This is a genomic window from Streptomyces sp. NBC_00454, from assembly GCF_041434015.1.
In the GTDB taxonomy this organism is placed as follows: Bacteria; Actinomycetota; Actinomycetes; order Streptomycetales; family Streptomycetaceae; genus Streptomyces.
In genome coordinates this window covers 109,045-123,762 of record NZ_CP107908.1, presented here as the reverse complement: position 1 = coordinate 123,762, position 14,718 = coordinate 109,045, and the positions used below count along the sequence as shown (strand labels likewise).

At 70.0% G+C, this 14,718-nt stretch carries 15 protein-coding genes, 2 pseudogenes and 1 CRISPR repeat array; of the genes and pseudogenes, 9 read left to right on the top strand and 8 right to left on the bottom strand.

Annotated elements, in window-relative coordinates:
• Positions 1–10 precede the first annotated feature (10 nt).
• The 3 genes and pseudogenes from OHU74_RS36965 to OHU74_RS36955 all read right to left on the bottom strand — a co-directional run bounded on the left by OHU74_RS36965 (position 11) and on the right by OHU74_RS36955 (position 3,639).
• Positions 11–990 (bottom strand): annotated as a pseudogene (locus OHU74_RS36965) (site-specific integrase).
• A gap of 37 nt (positions 991–1,027) precedes the next feature.
• Positions 1,028–2,554 carry a hypothetical protein gene (locus OHU74_RS36960; protein ID WP_331721068.1) on the bottom strand — a complete coding sequence of 509 codons (1,527 nt, stop codon included), beginning with the start codon at positions 2,552–2,554 and terminating at the stop codon, positions 1,028–1,030.
• Positions 2,555–2,856: 302 nt separating this feature from the next.
• Complete coding sequence (locus OHU74_RS36955; RefSeq protein ID WP_331721067.1) at positions 2,857–3,639, bottom strand: TetR/AcrR family transcriptional regulator C-terminal domain-containing protein; 783 nt, start codon at positions 3,637–3,639, stop codon at positions 2,857–2,859.
• Between the two features lie 88 nt (positions 3,640–3,727).
• On the opposite strand from OHU74_RS36955, the gene OHU74_RS36950 reads away from it, so the two are divergent.
• The 4 genes and pseudogenes from OHU74_RS36950 (at position 3,728) to OHU74_RS36935 (ending at position 6,241) form a co-directional block, all read left to right on the top strand.
• On the top strand, positions 3,728–4,675 hold the full coding sequence (locus OHU74_RS36950) for an alpha/beta hydrolase (protein WP_331721066.1): 948 nt from the start codon (positions 3,728–3,730) through the stop codon (positions 4,673–4,675).
• A 134-nt stretch (positions 4,676–4,809) separates the two neighbouring features.
• Positions 4,810–5,115: pseudogene (locus tag OHU74_RS36945) on the top strand (helix-turn-helix domain-containing protein); the annotation flags it as partial.
• 308 nt (positions 5,116–5,423) lie between these two features.
• Positions 5,424–5,627, top strand: a complete 204-nt coding sequence (locus tag OHU74_RS36940; RefSeq protein WP_331721065.1) for a hypothetical protein — start codon at positions 5,424–5,426, stop codon at positions 5,625–5,627.
• Positions 5,628–5,746: 119 nt separating this feature from the next.
• Positions 5,747–6,241 (top strand): hypothetical protein, encoded by a 495-nt coding sequence (locus tag OHU74_RS36935; RefSeq protein ID WP_331721064.1) that lies wholly within the window; start codon positions 5,747–5,749, stop codon positions 6,239–6,241.
• Between the two features lie 176 nt (positions 6,242–6,417).
• A CRISPR array of direct repeats spans positions 6,418–6,873; the repeat unit is 25 nt; unit sequence CTGCTCCCCGCGCACGCGGGGATGA.
• A gap of 345 nt (positions 6,874–7,218) precedes the next feature.
• On the opposite strand, the gene OHU74_RS36930 is transcribed toward OHU74_RS36935, so the two are convergent.
• Together OHU74_RS36930 and OHU74_RS36925 are read right to left on the bottom strand one after the other, a co-directional pair.
• Positions 7,219–8,121 (bottom strand): hypothetical protein, encoded by a 903-nt coding sequence (locus OHU74_RS36930; RefSeq protein ID WP_331721063.1) that lies wholly within the window; start codon positions 8,119–8,121, stop codon positions 7,219–7,221.
• A 289-nt stretch (positions 8,122–8,410) separates the two neighbouring features.
• Entirely contained in the window at positions 8,411–8,605 is a 195-nt protein-coding gene (locus OHU74_RS36925; RefSeq protein WP_331721062.1) for a hypothetical protein, read from the bottom strand.
• A gap of 196 nt (positions 8,606–8,801) precedes the next feature.
• Here OHU74_RS36925 and OHU74_RS36920 point away from each other — a divergent pair, with 196 nt between their 5' ends.
• Positions 8,802–11,036 (top strand): tetratricopeptide repeat protein, encoded by a 2,235-nt coding sequence (locus tag OHU74_RS36920; RefSeq protein ID WP_331721061.1) that lies wholly within the window; start codon positions 8,802–8,804, stop codon positions 11,034–11,036.
• Positions 11,037–11,148: 112 nt separating this feature from the next.
• Here the strand turns inward: OHU74_RS36920 and OHU74_RS36915 are convergent, their stop codons facing one another.
• On the bottom strand, positions 11,149–11,283 hold the full coding sequence (locus OHU74_RS36915) for a hypothetical protein (RefSeq protein ID WP_331721060.1): 135 nt from the start codon (positions 11,281–11,283) through the stop codon (positions 11,149–11,151).
• A 37-nt stretch (positions 11,284–11,320) separates the two neighbouring features.
• On the opposite strand from OHU74_RS36915, the gene OHU74_RS36910 reads away from it, so the two are divergent.
• Positions 11,321–11,671: a hypothetical protein gene (locus OHU74_RS36910; RefSeq protein ID WP_331721059.1), complete on the top strand. Its 351-nt coding sequence runs from the start codon at positions 11,321–11,323 to the stop codon at positions 11,669–11,671.
• A 97-nt stretch (positions 11,672–11,768) separates the two neighbouring features.
• On the opposite strand, the gene OHU74_RS36905 is transcribed toward OHU74_RS36910, so the two are convergent.
• Positions 11,769–11,996, bottom strand: a complete 228-nt coding sequence (locus OHU74_RS36905; RefSeq protein WP_331721205.1) for a hypothetical protein — start codon at positions 11,994–11,996, stop codon at positions 11,769–11,771.
• A gap of 201 nt (positions 11,997–12,197) precedes the next feature.
• Here OHU74_RS36905 and OHU74_RS36900 point away from each other — a divergent pair, with 201 nt between their 5' ends.
• Entirely contained in the window at positions 12,198–12,569 is a 372-nt protein-coding gene (locus OHU74_RS36900; RefSeq protein WP_331721204.1) for a hypothetical protein, read from the top strand.
• Positions 12,570–12,630: 61 nt separating this feature from the next.
• Here the strand turns inward: OHU74_RS36900 and OHU74_RS36895 are convergent, their stop codons facing one another.
• Positions 12,631–13,230, bottom strand: coding sequence for a hypothetical protein (locus OHU74_RS36895; RefSeq protein ID WP_331721058.1), 600 nt, complete (start codon positions 13,228–13,230; stop codon positions 12,631–12,633).
• Positions 13,231–13,504: 274 nt separating this feature from the next.
• On the opposite strand from OHU74_RS36895, the gene OHU74_RS36890 reads away from it, so the two are divergent.
• Both OHU74_RS36890 and OHU74_RS36885 read left to right on the top strand, forming a co-directional pair.
• The gene (locus OHU74_RS36890; RefSeq protein ID WP_371619904.1) at positions 13,505–14,053 is read left to right on the top strand and encodes a hypothetical protein; all 549 of its coding nucleotides are present in this window, start codon (positions 13,505–13,507) and stop codon (positions 14,051–14,053) included.
• Between the two features lie 211 nt (positions 14,054–14,264).
• The gene (locus tag OHU74_RS36885) at positions 14,265–14,687 is read left to right on the top strand and encodes a DUF4158 domain-containing protein (protein ID WP_331721056.1); all 423 of its coding nucleotides are present in this window, start codon (positions 14,265–14,267) and stop codon (positions 14,685–14,687) included.
• Positions 14,688–14,718 lie beyond the last annotated feature (31 nt).

The window sequence follows — 14,718 nt, the reverse complement described above, 5'->3', positions numbered from 1 at the left end:
ACCCGAGCGACTACGACTCGGGGACGGGGCTGAGCAAGATTGAGCGCCTGCTGTTGCCGGGTGCGAGCAGGCTGGTGACCTCGGCGATCGCCTCCGGGGACGGCTTGAAGCAGCGGCGGACGTTCTCCGTCTACTTGTGCCGCGACTTCGCCATCAGCATCAGCAGGCTGGCCCCGGCCTCACCAAGGCGGGTCAGGCCGCAATGGCGGTACTCGTGTAGGTCCCAGCCAGTGCCCGGTCCGCGCACAGCGGTGTGCTCATCAAGCAGCGCGCGGGCCTGCCCTTAGGAGAGACGGGCGAGCCCGGTGCCTGGGCAGACGTCGCGCGGGCTGACCACCTTGCCGGGGCCGGGACGGCGGTGGGTGACGAACACGGGCCCGTGGGTTCGGCCCTTGAGCAGCCGGGGCAGCAGCCGGGCGGTACCCGCGTCCCAGTACACCATCTCCAGCACGTAGTCCTCGCGGGCGCCGCCGCGGCGGCGGACCTTCGGTTGGGAGCCCTTCGCCTTCACCGGGCCCGGCGGCCGGCCAAGTCAAGGTCCTCGATGTTGACGTCCAGGATCTCCTCCGAGCGGGCGCACGTCTCGTAGAGCATCCGCCACAGCGTCTTCTCCCGCAGGTGGACGTCGCGGCGGGCGATCAGCCGGTCGATCGCCGACTTCGAGCGCACCGGAGTCTCCGAGTCCGGCGGAGGCAGCCGCTTGGCCCAGGCCGGGACCATTGGCCCGTCGTACCCGCGCTCCGCGCACCAGCCGGTCCAGGACAGCACTGCGCCGCGTCGGGCGTTCCAGGTGTTCACCGCCGAGCTGCCCCACAGCAGCTCCAGCGCCTCGCCGATCTCGTCGTCCTCCACCGAGGCGAACGGCCGGCCCTCGCCCAGGCGCTCGGCGGTCTTCGCGACGGCGATGCCGTAGTTCCGGACGGTGTTCGGGTTGGCGAACGAGTCGAGGAACAGGTCGGCCGCCGCCTCATGACCGTTTTCGGCGATCAAGGCCTGTGCCGATGTTCTCCAAGACCGCGCCGGGGCCCTATGCCCCGTGGGGCTCAGGTATCAGCTCCGCCATGACGACCAGTGGCAGCGACGGGTTGGCGGCAGCCGCTTCCATCACTTGCCAGTCGCAGTCGGCGAGCAGCTCGACGATGGCCTCCGGTGGCAGGGCCGGGTGCCCTGCAGCCACTCGCCTTGCTCGTCCGTCAGTCAGACAGACGAGCAGGGCCGGGCCGGTTGCGTTGGGGTGTCGGGCGATTTCGCGCAGTCCTTTCCGGACAGGCGGTACGTGTCTGGTCAGGTCTTCCAGCAAGGCGGACGGGGTTTCCGGGTTGGCCGCCACCTTGGCAGAGACCTGGGCTCCGTGGCGTTCGACCATGGACCGCAGTTGGGCCTCCGAGAGGCCGGGGTGTCGTGCGATCGACTTGACCACCTTCGCGTCGGGGTCGTCGGCCAGCAGGTCGCGGATCTCGGCCGGCAGATCGCGCCGTTCGGCCAGGAGCATGCGTACTGTCGGATTCGAGGATCTGGACAAGTCCTCGATCTCGGAGGGGGAAGCGGAGGCGATCCTCGGCGGCAGGGATGGGCCGATCTTGGTGGTAGCGGCCAGGTCGGAGAGTACGTCGAGGGGCACTCGGGGGTTGTGGGCGAGCCTGCGCTGTACGTCGTGGCCGCGGTCGGCGGCCAGTACGCGGATCGTGGCGTCGTCGATCGCCGGGTTCTGTGCGAGGTCGGCTCGAACGCCGGGAACGGGGTCGTCGGCGAGCTGCGCCGCTGTCTGCGGCGGGAGGTCGGGGCGGGCGGCGAGTTCCCAGCGCAGCAGTGCCGAGGAGTGGTCGGCGAACCGGAGGAGAGCGGCGATCGGGGTGGCGGGGTTCCGCAGCGCCTGGTCCGCCATCTCGTGGAGGGTGGACTCGTGCGAGCCGGCGCACGAGGCACCGGACCGCAGGTCGCAGTCGAGCCGCGGACAGTGCGGATCGTGCGCGTACGGCGTTTCCTCCCGGTCGCAGACCAGGCACCGCTCCGCCGGTGGCAGCCCCTCGCCGGTGATCAGCATGGCCAGGACCTGTGGTGGTGTCGCCTCGTTACCGGCTACCGCGCGGCGGACCTCGGCATGCGGGTGGCGTGCGAGCCGGGCCGCCATGTCCGCCGTGGTCCACAACGCGAGCTCGGCGACGACCTGGACGTCCGGGTCGCAGGCGAGGCTCTCCCGCACGTCGGCCGGAAGTCCGGGACAGGCGGCCAGCTTCGCCCGGCGCTCCGGATCGGGGTCCTGGGCGAAGAGCCGCGGCCACTCCGGGGCACCGCAGCCCGCGTCGAGCAGGGCGAGCGCGGCCTCCGGCTGTGCGAGGGGGTCGATGTCGGCGGCGGTCAACCGGCCCTCGTACGCAAGTCGCGCAGCGCTCTCCTCGACTCGGGCGGCCAGGTCGAGCGCCTGCTCGTGGCTGAGGTCCGCGCGGGCGGCGAGGGCGTCGGCGATGTCCGCGTCCGCGACCGCGATCAGGCGCCCGACCAGCTCGTAGGGCAGTGCCTCATTGGCGGCGAGGCCGCACAGTACGTGGTTCACGAGAGGACATCCTGCCTGGAACACCGTCGTCACGGCCGATGGATTTCGGCGTCCACGAGCCGTTGCTGATGTCCCGTCTTAGTGGTCGACGCCGAAAATCCTTCGGGGGTTGACTCCCGCTGTTGTTGTGTGTGAGGTCCGGCTAGATCTCGGGGACGGCCAGGTAGAGGCCGCAGGCGCAGTCTGGGGATCTCCCGGGGTGCCGCCGAAACTGCCTGTCGCCACTCTCACAGATGGTCATTTGTGAGGGGGTGGAGCGTCGCGGGAGGTGAGAGCTCGGGCATGACTCTCCCGATGAGGCATCAGGAGGTTGCGGTCGACCCCGGACTGGCCGCGGGTGGCTCTGCCTTCGCGCGACCGCGCACGGAGGCTGCTCCGATGTCGTCGGGCTGAAGGAGCCCGGTGAGTACGCGGGTGAGGATGCGGTCCAAGAGCGATTCCGATGAATCCTCGGCCTCGGGCGGCTGCCCGATCAGGGCGGTGGCGAGGTGCGGGTGATGGCCCGCCATGGCGACCTGGGTGAGATATTCCGCCTGGGCCTGCTGCCACTGCGGGATGGTCTGCCCGGCGAGACGCTGGATCACCTCGGCGCGGGTCAGAGTGGAGACGACGGCATTGAGGATCGCGATGGCCTCCAGCTTGGTCCGGGGACTGACGTCGACGTCGGCGAGCGCGGCCAGGGCGTGCTCCAGGTAGGTGACCGCGTGCGGCCCCACCGGGGTCCTCGCCGCGGTCGCGTCCAGCAGCCATGGGTGCGCGAGGTAGACGCTCCTGCTCTGCCGGGCCAGGGCGAGCAGGTCGTCGAGCCAGTGTCCGGAACCGAGCCCGGCGTAGGAGATCTCGCCGTTGACCTGGTCGATCATCAGTTCCAGCAGTTCGTCGCGGGTGGCCACATAGCGGTAGAGGGATGCCGGCCCGGCCCCGAGGGCGACCGCCACGGCCCGCATGGTGACGGCGGGCAGGCCGTCCGCGTCGGCCAGGGCGATCCCGGCGGCGGCGATGCGGTCGCGGTCGAACGTGGGCGTCGGGCCGCGTCCGGCTCGTTCGGGGCGCAGCCAGATGCTGTGGGCGGACGGCTCGGTCATGACCCCTCCTTTTCTGCGAACGGTGTATGCAGTATCTTAGGCTGCATTAACTGCGAACAGTGATCGCAGTAGATGAAAGAGAGCCGACATGCCCCAGGTGCAGCAGCAGTGGACGTCGACCCGGTACGCGCACAACGGTGACGTGCAGGTGGCCTTCGACCAACTGAAGGGCTCCGAGGGCGAACCGCTGCTGCTGATCATGGGGTTGGCCACCGCCCGGTTCTGGTGGCCGGCCGGACTGTGCCAGGCCTTCGGCGACGCCGGGTTCGCCGTGGCCCGCTACGACCAGCGCGACGCCGGCCAGTCGACCCGGATGCCGGACACCGCCACCACCAACCCCTTCAAGGCCTTGTTCGCCAAGCGCGGGGACGCCTACACCTCCGAGGACATGACCGACGACGCCATCGCTGTGATGGACGAACTCGGCTGGGAGCGAGCCCATGTCTTCGGCCACTCCCTGGGCGGCGCGATCGCCCAGCGGATCGCGCTGCGACACCCCGACCGGGTGCTCAGCGTCACCTCCTCGGCGGCCCTGCCCAGCGACGTCTCCGGGCTGGGGGTCCTGCGCTACCTGCGGTTCGGCCTGCTCGCCAAGCTCGCCCGGACCAAGTTCCCCGAGGGCCGCGAGGGCGACATCGAGGCCGCCCTCACCGTCTGGCGCGGCATCGCCTCCCCCGGCTACCCCTTCGACGAGGCCGCGGCCCGCGCCTGGGTCGAGGCCGACGTGGACAGCGGCCCGCGCGACAACAAGGCGCAGAGCCGCCAGATCGGCGCCCAGTGGCACGGACCCAGGCTCAGGGAGCTACGCCGACCCACCCTGGTCCTGCACGGCGAGCAGGACCCGATCCTGCGCGTCGGCGCGGGCCGCGCCACCGCCCGGGCCATCGAGGGCGCCCGCCTGGTGACCTACCCGGGCGTCGGCCACGACCTCCCCGCCGCCCTGTGGACCGACATCGCCCGCCAGGTCGGCGACATGGCGGTCCGCCAGTTGCGGTCAGGCAGTGCGGGCGTGTTCGGACAACCGCTGAGCGAGTGACAGCCCGGTGCACTCCGGCGCCGTGGGCACGGTGGCCATCGTGCCGGATCGTTGAGGCGCCGGACGCGGCAGGATGCCGTCCGTCGTGATCCACTTCCCCCGATCGGCCCGCCTGCCATGCCCGTTGCCCCGGCCTGCCCGATAGTCGCGACCGCCGCCGAGCGCGAGCGGTTGAAGAAGATGGCCTACGGCCAGAAGACCCCGTACCGGTTACGGCGGCGGGCGGAGATCGTCCTGCACGCGGCACGGGGGCGCTCCACGCGCGCATCGCCCGCGAGACGGGCCTGCACCTGGACACGGTCCGCGCCTGGCGCGACCGATTCGCCCTCGGAGGGCTGCCAGCCCTGGCCGACCGCAAGCGCACCGGGCGTCCCGCCGGCTTCACCCCGGTGCAGGTCGCCGAAGCCAAGGCGCTGGCCTGCCAGTTGCCGGCCGAGACCGGTATGCCCCTATCGCGCTGGTCGTGCCCGGAGCTGGCCACCGAGCTGACCGCGCGGGATCACCGACACCGTCTCCGCGTCCACGGTGCGCCGCTGGTTGCGTCAGGACGCGATCAAGCCCTGGCAGTACCGGTCCTGGATCTTCATCCGAGACCCGAACTTCCGCGTCAAGGCCCGGCGGGTCCTGGACCTTTACGCCCGCGCCTTCGAGGGCATCCCGCTTCGAGGGGACGAGTATGTTCTGTCCAGCGACGAGAAGACCTCGATACAGGCCCGCTGCCACTGCCACCCGACCCTCGCCCCGGGCGATGCGCGTTGTGTCGCCCAACGACTTCACCGACCTCAGCGAGGTCCGGGATCGGCTCCGAGCCTTCGAAGACCGCTACAACGCCGCAGCACAGCCGTTCCAGTGGAAGTTCACCACCTCCGACCTGGACGATCTACTGACCAGGCTCGACCGACATGCATCCGCCGACCGACAAGAAGAATCCTCCGCCGCCCTGACAACCTGATCAACCCCCGAAGAACTTCGAAACTCGACCACTTAGTTGATCTGGTCCGTCCCCCCCCTCATGTTGTCGGTGGTGCCTGATCTACTGCCCACCGACGAACCGGAAGCTGAGAGGAAGCAATGGGCGCTCTGACTGACTACTTCCGCGCGGTGGATGCGGCATCGGTTGTAGAGGCCCTCGAGAGGATGGATGGTGGGTCCCCGCTCGCCGCAGGGGACCCTGTCTTCGACGGGGTCGAAGCCAAGCGCGTGGATCCGACCGTGGTCCTGGCGATGCTGATCGCTGCCATCCGTCAGGTTCAGTGGCGAGTGGACCTGGTCGACGAGGTGACCGTGTGGCCGACCTCTCCGGTACCCGGCCCGGACGGCCCCGAGGACGAGGACGACCAGTGGGTGACGGGACCGTGGGTATCCGAACTCCATCCCCAGGTGCGGGACACTCTGGCGGCAGTGCGCGACTGCGACATGCCAACCATCGTCGCCAGGTGGGTGCAAGCGGAGGAACTGCACGGAGCGCGCGTCGAAGACATGCAGCCGGTGGCCGAAGAGATCATCCTCCTCGCGAGGCGGGCTCTCGAAGCGGGCGAGCAGCTCTACTGCTGGATGAGTCTGTGAGGTGGCCCAGCCTGGATGCCCCGTCGACAGCCGGAGAGGCAGGTCATCGTCAACGGACGCAGCTGGCGGCTGCTGGTGGCGACCTTCCCCGAATGCCTAACAAGCCCTATATGTCGTACTCGGCGGAAGTCATGAAAACGGTCCTGTGGCCGCTGTAAAATGCCAGGTCAGCCAGTCTGCTCCCCGCGCACGCGGGGATGACCCCACGACCACGGGCCCGTGTGCGGCCCACAGGGCCTGCTCCCCGCGCACGCGGGGATGACCCCGACCCCAAAACCGCACTGCGAAAGGGTTCGATCTGCTCCCCGCGCACGCGGGGATGACCCCCACCTCGCCTATCTCGAGTACGCCCACCTCGACTGCTCCCCGCGCACGCGGGGATGATGACCCCGGCTTCCCGGCCCCGGCCGGTACTCCGCCGCACTGCTCCCCGTGCATGCGGGGATGACCCCACCGTCATCGTCGACGTGAATGGTCAGCTGGTCTGCTCCCCGCGCACGCGGGGATGACCCCGCCCTGAAGACCGCCGGCGGTGGCGTCGGAATCTGCTCCCTCGCGCACGCGGGGATGAACCCTGGTTCAGGGTCTGCCGCGCGTTCCGTGCCGCCCGCTCCCCGCGCATGCGGGGATGAACCCGGTGTCGGGCACACCGCGGGCACGCTGGCCGGCAGTACTTTCCCCCGACGCGCGCGGCCAAGTCCGTCGCCTGCGCGCGGCTGAGGTCAGCTCGGTCGGCGAGGCTGTTGGCGATGTCCGCGTCCGCGATCAGGTGCCCGACCAGATCGAAGGGCGGTGTCTTCTTGGTGGCGAGGTCGTGCAGTACATGGTGCGCGGGAGGACATCCTGCCCGGAACGGAGTCGAAGGGTCGATTGATTTCGGCGTCCACGAGCCGCTGTCGGGACCCGACCGCGCTCAGAGTGTTTTGGGTGGACTGCCCGATCCGACCCGGCCCGTGTGGAGGGCGCGGGTTCCCGGTTCAGGACGCACCTGGAGCGGTGGATGCCTGGGCGGGCTCGTCGTCCTCTGCGGGGCAGAACTGTTCGAGGAGGAGGGGGGTGCCGAGGGCGAGGGTGGTGAGGCGGCGGTGGGCGGCTTCGAGGGTGCGGCGGGCTGCGGGGAGGCCTGCGGGGGGTGCGTCGTGGCCGTGGCGGGGGCGGCCGGGGGCGGTGGTGACCCAGAGTTGGTGGACGTTGCCGCCCTGGAGGGTTTTGAGGTGGCCTGCGGTGAGGGCGTGGTGGGTGTCGGTCCAGCGGGTGAGGGCGTGGCGGGTGACGGTGTCGAGGGGGTACCAGGTGCGGCCGGTGCGGGCGCGGGGGAGGGGGCGGTCGAGTTGGAGGTCGTCGAGGGTCATGGGTTGGAGGTGGTTGAGGCCGTGGCCGGTGGTGACGGCGAGGGAGATGAGGGCGACGGTGCGTTCCCAGGTGGGGGTGAGGATGCCGTCGGGTTGGTGTGCGGTGAGCAGGCGCAGGGTGCGGTGGGCTTCGGTGGGGGTGAGGCGTGGGGCGAATTCGGGTTTGGGGACGGTGAGGGCGAGGGGGTGGCCGTGGTGTGCGGTGAAGGTGTTGAGGGTGGTGGTGCGGGCGGCCATGGAGTTGGCGGAGGCGGGGGTGCGGGGGCCGCGGCGGCCGGTGCGCCGGCGGGTTTCGCCGGATGCTGCGGCGTGGAGCCAGGCGGTGGCGTGGGCGGGGTCGAGGAGGTCGGCCCGGGTGAGGGCGGCTTCGGGGCAGTCCTTGAGGGTGGCGAGGTGGGCGGCGTACTCCTGGAGGTAGGTGCGGCGCAGGCTGCGGGTGGCTTCGCCGGGGATCGCGGAGAGGAAGGCTGCGACGGCTGCGCGCGCGGAGCGGCCCGCCGGGGCGGGCCGGCCAGTGCTCTGGGTCATCGGGATCCTCCCGGGTTCGGAACCGTAACCAGAATCATAAGAGCAAGCAGCCAACCCGCCTCCCGGACGTCCCGTCACAGCTGGCCTATCGTGTCGGTTCGTGTCGAACCGATTCGCAACGTCCAGTTCCGTACCGGACATGGCGGCCCACCGGGCCTCCGGGGCAGCGCCTCGCAGGGGGAGGGTAGACGCTGGGGAGCGGTGATGCTTCTTGCTCTTATTGCTTTCATGCTCCTGCGCTTCCTGTCTCCGTGGGGCTGACAGGAAGCGCGTGCTTGGTGGATATTCCTCACTTCTGCCGACTGCGCAGTGCGCGAGTGATCTCGGCGACGGAGCGGAGGATGGCGGCGCGGTGCTGGGGCTGGGTGCCCCGCAGGGCCTGACGGATGATCACTACGACCGATATCGCGGTCACCGTGCCGGTCAGTAGCACGGTGACCGCCTGCGTGGCCAGCAGGTCGAGCAAGAGGTGGGGAGTGGTCATCACTGACTCCGATGGAGGTAGCGGTGGGAACGGGGCTGTCCCATCGCGCCTGTCCAGCGGTATGTCCATCGACTTCCCGCCGCAGGTTGGACGGGGCGGTGTTCCGGGCTGCAGGTGGCGTGCCTAGGCTGACAGCCTCCCGATGCGTTCGTGGTGACGCGTTGGACGGCTGGCGAGGGGACGGGCCGGTAGCGCCATGACGGAGGACGGCAGTGCGGCTGCGCTTGAGGAAGTGTTCTTCGACGATCTCAGGCGCGTGGAACACCTGCGCCGACGGTTACCGGTGGGGGTGCGCCCCTCCCTGCGCGACCTTGCCACGCGCGTGCAGCGTTCGCACAACACCATCGACAACTGGCTGAGCGGCAAGGCGTTCCCGGCGGACGTGGACGTCTTGGCCAGCGTGATAGCCAGCATCGGGCAGGCAGCCGATCGTGGCGGCATCGTTGGCAGTGACGCGGTGCTGCTGGACCCCCAACGGTGGCGGGAGCGGCATAACGCAGTCAACCGAGCCCGTGTGCGGGAGGCCGAGCAGGCGCGGCGGGGCCAACAGGCAGCCGCTGACCTGGCCGACGCGGAGGCCCGGGCCCGCCGCAGTGCTCTGACCGACCCGCCGCAGCGCCTGGACTGCTGGACGGCGGCCCAGTTGCGTGTCCATCCGTCGATCTCCGGCATCAGCTCGCAGGCCTCCGGGTTCGTTCTGCCCTCCTACGTCGAGCGCGCTCACGACCAGCAGCTGCGCGCGGTGCTGCGTACCGCGGTCATGGGTGGGGAGGCGGTGCTGGTGGTGGTGCGCGGGAGCTCGTGCACGGGCAAGACCCGCGCCGCTTATGAAGCCGTCCGTCACGTCGGCGCTCTGGCCGACTGGGACCTTATCTTCCCCCGTACCGCATCAAGTGCGCTGGAGGTAATGGCTGCCCGCGCGCTCGTCCCGCGCACGGTCCTGTGGCTCGACGACGTTCACCAGCATCTGGCCGGGCACGAGGGCGAAGCCCTCGCCGCCGGCCTGCTCTCACGCCTGGCCCAGCCTGGCCCTGCGATCGTCGTGGCCACCTTGTGGGACGCAGCCTTCAGCGACTTGACCGAGCCCCCGCGTGAACGCGCCCTCGGCAGCACGGACTCGCACCGTCATGCCCGTGTGCTCCTGACTGGTGCCACCGCCGTCGTGCGCGTCCCGTCCGCCTTCGGTGTGGAGGACCTGCGGGCGCTGGACACCCTCAATGGCGACCCCGCACTGACGGCCGCCAGGCACTCGTCCCGGGACGGGAAGATCACCCAGACCCTCGCCGCCGGCCTGCAGCTCGTGGACCGCTACGAATCCGCCCACGAGCCCCCCGCCTGCTACACGCGAGCCTTGGTCACTGCCGCCATGGACGCCTACCGGCTGGGTTGGGACACACCCCTGCCCGACGGCTTCCTGCGCGAAGCGGCCCCCGGTTACCTCACGGACGAGCAGCGCACCGCAGCTGGCCCCAACTGGTTCACGTCCGCCCTCGCCGACGCCCGAGCCCAGGTCCAGCGCGTTGCCGCGGCCCTGGAACCCGTCCCCCGACCCGGCGGTATGGGTGCACAGCCGGGTATCTCGCGCTTGGCTGACTACCTCGACGCCCACGGCCGCGCCATCCGGGAACATGCCAGCCCTCCAAAGTCGTTCTGGACCGCCGCAGCCGACCATGCCAGAGACTCAGGTCATCTTGCCCGGCTGAGTCGGGAAGCCGAAGCAAGGGGCCTCTCCTACGACGCCGAGCGCTTGGCCCGGCTGGCCGCTGACGCCGGCGACTCCGGCGCCTACGCCATGCTGGCCGAGATGCGGGAGCGGTCCGGGGACCGCCCGGGTGCTGAGCGCCTGGCACGACTGGCCGCCGACGCCGGAGACCCCCGATGCTGCGCCGCGCTGGCCTGGATGCGGGAGCGGGCCGGGGACCGGCAGGGTGCTGAGCGCCTGGCACGACTGGCCGCTGGCGCGGGAAATCCGGACGCTCTCCATAGCTTGACCGAGATGCGGGAGCGGGCTGGGGACCGGCAGGGTGCTGAGCGCCTGGCACGACTGGCCGCTGGCGCCGGAGACCGCGACGCCCTCCGCAAACTGGGCCGGGGGCGGGAGCGGGCCGGGGACCGCCAGGATGCCGAGCGCCTGTACAGACTGGCCGCCGACGCGGGAGACTGGCGCGCCTACAACGCCCTAGCCAGGATCCAGGAGCGGGCAGGAGACCGCCAAGGTGCAGAAGAGACAGCCCGGCTGGCCGCCGACACGGGAAGCCCGCGCTGCTACACCACGCTGGCCTGGATGCGGGAGCGGGCCGGGGACCGCCAGGATGCCGAGCGCCTGTACAGACTGGCCGCCGACGCCGGAGATCGGCATGCTCTCCGCGGACTGGCCGAGCTGCAGGAACGAGCCAATGACGGCCAAGACACCAACCGCATGGGGTTCTAGTAACGCGTTCTGCGGTGCAGTTGGATCCCAACCAGCCTGATGCGTACGCACAGACGGCAACATGCCTCATAGCCGTCGGATACAGGGATAGCGGCGCTGGGGCCGATCACTGCTACAGCCCGGCTCCGGCCTCGTCCACGGTCACGGTTCGCAGCGGCCGGTGTCCCCGCTCGTCGAGCTGGGCGAGCTCGCGTTCGTAGTCGACGGTGATAGAGCCGTAGTAGTTCACCGCCGAGCTCGACTCCATCCGACCGGGCAGCCACGACCCGGAGCAGCTCGCCTACATGACCCACGCCCGGCTCGCCGCCGACGCCACCGAAGTACACCGCGACCTCGAAGACCCCAAGGGCGCCTTCACCTGGAACTCACTGGCCGAGCCCATGCCGGCAGACCGCTTCACCTGCGCCACCGGCATCCGCATGGCCGTCCTGGCCACCAGCCACCTCCAAAACCACGAACTCGAACGCGGCCTCACCGCCGCAAACACCTCGCTGCGCATCCTCAGCAACATCCACTCCTCCCGCGCCCACAGCTACCTCCACGACGTCACACGCGCGCTCACACCCTGGAAGAGGCATCCCGAGGTTGCCGACCTCATCCAGCGCACCCGCACCGAGCTGCCCGCCGCAGCCTGATACCGGCGGACGACCGCAAGATCACACCGCACGGCGGGTGTCCGCGACGCTGCCACCAGTTTCGTGAGCATGGTCCGTCGCAGTCACTCCTTCCTCGTCACTGTGGCGATCCGGTCGGCGTAGGTGCGGTACGCCTTGCGCCCGGCCGGGGCGGAGCCGTCGCCGACGAGGGCTGCAGCAAGGCGTGCGCGTAGGCGTCCATGACACCTGAGAGCAAGGGCTCGGCCGCGAGCAGCTGCTCGGCGACGTATTCCTCGCGGCGTTCGAGCATCCGCTCGGTCAGGGCGGTGATCAGCTGTTCTTTGTCCTCGAAACGGTAGTAGATCGTCCCGATGGCGACGTCGGCGCGCTCTGCCCATGTTCAGCGTCGGAGGACAGCGCTACAGAAACCGGCCAACGAGCGAGGCCAGTGTGCCGTCTTCAATGACCTGGCCCCCCGTCTCAGGTGATCTGGCCCGGTTCACCCCTCGGCTGGATGATCTGGTCCGCCGGTGCTGCTGTCGGTGCGGGATGGCAGTCTTCGGCCATGAGTTATGACCTTGCTGTTTGGGAGGGCGAGCGGCCTGCCGATGACGCTGCTGCAGCTCGATGCTTCAACGATCTGTATGACCGGTACATCGATACGGAAGGGTCGGCGGTTCCTCCGGTTGAGCGAATAGCGGCCTTCGTCGCCGTGCTCTTGGAACGGTGGCCGGATCTCACCGAAGATGACGATGACACCTCACCGTGGTCAACCGCTCCGCTGATCGGGGAGGCCCGCGGCCCCTTGATCTACTTCCCCATGCGCTGGAGCATGGCCGGCGAGGCATCTGCCCATGCTGCGGAAGTCGCCTCATCGATGGGCCTCAACTGCTTTGACCCGCAGGCACGGCAGCTTCGGCCGACTCCAAGGCCGTGACGACCCGTCTATCGGCTCCTCTGCGACGGACAGCCAGTCAGCGAGCGATCCGCCGTGAGGGCTACCCGTCGGCCTGGGGGAGACGGGCCAGGGCGTCGGCCAGCTGTCGCACGGACACCGCCCCGGACTCCGGGAGGCCCGCCTCCGACCAGGCGTGCTGTGCCATGGCAGTGTCGCCTTCGGCGGCCGCCAGGACGTTCTGCTTCGCGCTGTTCTCGTGAACCGGGTCGGTGTCCAGACCGAAGTCGGCCAGGTGCACGACGATGCGTACCTCGAGCTTCGGGTTCGAGGCCATCCGCTCGTTGAGCCGGTAGACCCGTACCCGGTGGCCGATCAGTGCACGGGCCCGTTCGGTCATCGCCCGGCCGGCTTCGGAGTCTCCGCGGTCCGTCCGGATCGGCTGCTCGAGTTCGCCGGAGGTGTTGCGCAGGACCAGGACCCCGCGGGTGCTGGAGGACTCCACCTTCACGTCCAGCAGCGTGGCCGTGAACTGCTTGGCGGCGTCGAGCCGGGCGATGTCCTGCCCGACCGTGTCCCCGAGCACGTACAGACCGACGGCCCGCTCCCGCACCCGGTCCGTCCAGTCGGCCTCCTCGCCCGGCGGACACGGCCCGACGGCATGGACGGCGGCGATGACGAGATCGAGGTCACGAGGGTTCACCGGTCCATGATGACCGACCCGGCCCCGTACTCCCGATCGTCGGTAGCCAGGGATCCGACCTCCAGAGCACACACACTGACTGGTGATCCGCCTTCCTCGTCCCTCCTGGGAGGTTCCATCTGGCCTGCCTACGGCCGGATATCGACCGCATCTGGATCAAGGTGCGTGGTGGAATGACCTGATGACATGGGACGAGTGGGAGCGCGTGGCCCGGCCCCGAGGACCCGGGCCGCGACGGGACGCGCACGGACATCGGCCGCAACAAGGACGCCCGGTGAGCCGTAGCCGTACGCGAGGACGGATCCGGTACCCGGCGCTGTCGGCGGGCCTGGCTCTGCTCGCCGCCGGTCTCATCGCCGGATGTACGGGGGACACCGGCTCGGAGACTGCCCAGGACGCGAGCCGTCCGCCGGGGCGGCAGATGCCGCCGTACTGGCTGGAGGGTGTGAGCGTGGAGACGGTCGCGCAGCAGTTGCAGGTGCCGATTCCCGCATCGGCGAGCGAGGCCAAGGCCGCTTACCAGAAGGGGTTCCAGGACGACGGTCTCCTCCTGACGTTCCTCCTGCCCTCCGAAACGGTCGACGGCTTCCTCGCAGGCCTGAAGCCACAGGAACCGGTGAAGGCCCGGGCCGTGCCGTTCGCCGGTGAGAGCACCCCGGTGGCCCCCTTCGCCCACCTCGGCCTGCCGGAACCGGACTCCCTCCCGGGCATCCGCAAGGCCCAGGTATGCGCGCCCTGCAAGGGCGACTTGGACGCACTGCACGTCGCCGTGGCACAGGTCGACGGCCAGCACAGTCGCGTCTACCTCAAGGGCATCGACTGAACCGGCCGGGCACCGGGTTGGCGCCTGCCACCGCGATGCGCCAACCCGTCCTCCAGGACCCGGCTCCGACACGATGGCACCCGGCCACCGCGACGAGACCACCGCCCCGCCTGGTGACCGAAGCCGGCGGAACCTGGAGCCGGTACGCCACTTGCGACCACCGGCGGCGTGGCGCGGGTGGTCACGCCGGATCTGCTGAGCCCCGCTTGTCGTGGCTCGACAGGTACAGGTTCTTGCGTCTGAGCTGGGTTTCTACGAGTGGACGGGCCGTACGGTCGAGTACCACCGCGCGCAGATCCGGGGACATCTCGGATTCCGTGAGTGCAGCGTCGCGGATGCGGCCAAGCTGACGGCTCATCTGGCCGAGCACGTTGCGCACAAGGAACGCAGGCCCGAGCAGGTGCGGGTGGAGTTGCTGGCGCGTTGCCGCGTCGAGAGCATCGAGCCGCCTACACCGGGGCGCTGTGACCGGATCGTCGCAGCTGCCCTGCGGGCGGCCGAGGAGGCTCCGGCCCCGGCCCCGATGGAGGACAGCAATCGCACCACCGTGCTCGCTTTGCCCCCAGGTCCGCTCCACGCGGGCTGGGGGCCACGAACCATTCCCAATCGCACACACGTGCGTGGCCTGCGTTAGTCTCTCGGGGCGCGGCAAAGGTACGCAGACG

Bases quoted from the DNA above. Each gene is read 5' to 3' on its own strand.
- OHU74_RS36925 (WP_331721062.1), bottom strand. From the start codon at position 8,605: ATGACCACTCCCCACCTCTTGCTCGACCTGCTGGCCACGCAGGCGGTC.
- OHU74_RS36915 (WP_331721060.1), bottom strand. From the start codon at position 11,283: ATGGAGTCGAGCTCGGCGGTGAACTACTACGGCTCTATCACCGTCGAC.
- OHU74_RS36920 (WP_331721061.1), top strand. From the start codon at position 8,802: ATGACGGAGGACGGCAGTGCGGCTGCGCTTGAGGAAGTGTTCTTCGAC.
- OHU74_RS36930 (WP_331721063.1), bottom strand. From the start codon at position 8,121: ATGACCCAGAGCACTGGCCGGCCCGCCCCGGCGGGCCGCTCCGCGCGC.
- OHU74_RS36910 (WP_331721059.1), top strand. From the start codon at position 11,321: ATGACCCACGCCCGGCTCGCCGCCGACGCCACCGAAGTACACCGCGAC.
- OHU74_RS36935 (WP_331721064.1), top strand. From the start codon at position 5,747: ATGGGCGCTCTGACTGACTACTTCCGCGCGGTGGATGCGGCATCGGTT.
- OHU74_RS36900 (WP_331721204.1), top strand. From the start codon at position 12,198: ATGAGTTATGACCTTGCTGTTTGGGAGGGCGAGCGGCCTGCCGATGAC.
- OHU74_RS36940 (WP_331721065.1), top strand. From the start codon at position 5,424: ATGCGCGTTGTGTCGCCCAACGACTTCACCGACCTCAGCGAGGTCCGG.
- OHU74_RS36950 (WP_331721066.1), top strand. From the start codon at position 3,728: ATGCCCCAGGTGCAGCAGCAGTGGACGTCGACCCGGTACGCGCACAAC.
- OHU74_RS36955 (WP_331721067.1), bottom strand. From the start codon at position 3,639: ATGACCGAGCCGTCCGCCCACAGCATCTGGCTGCGCCCCGAACGAGCC.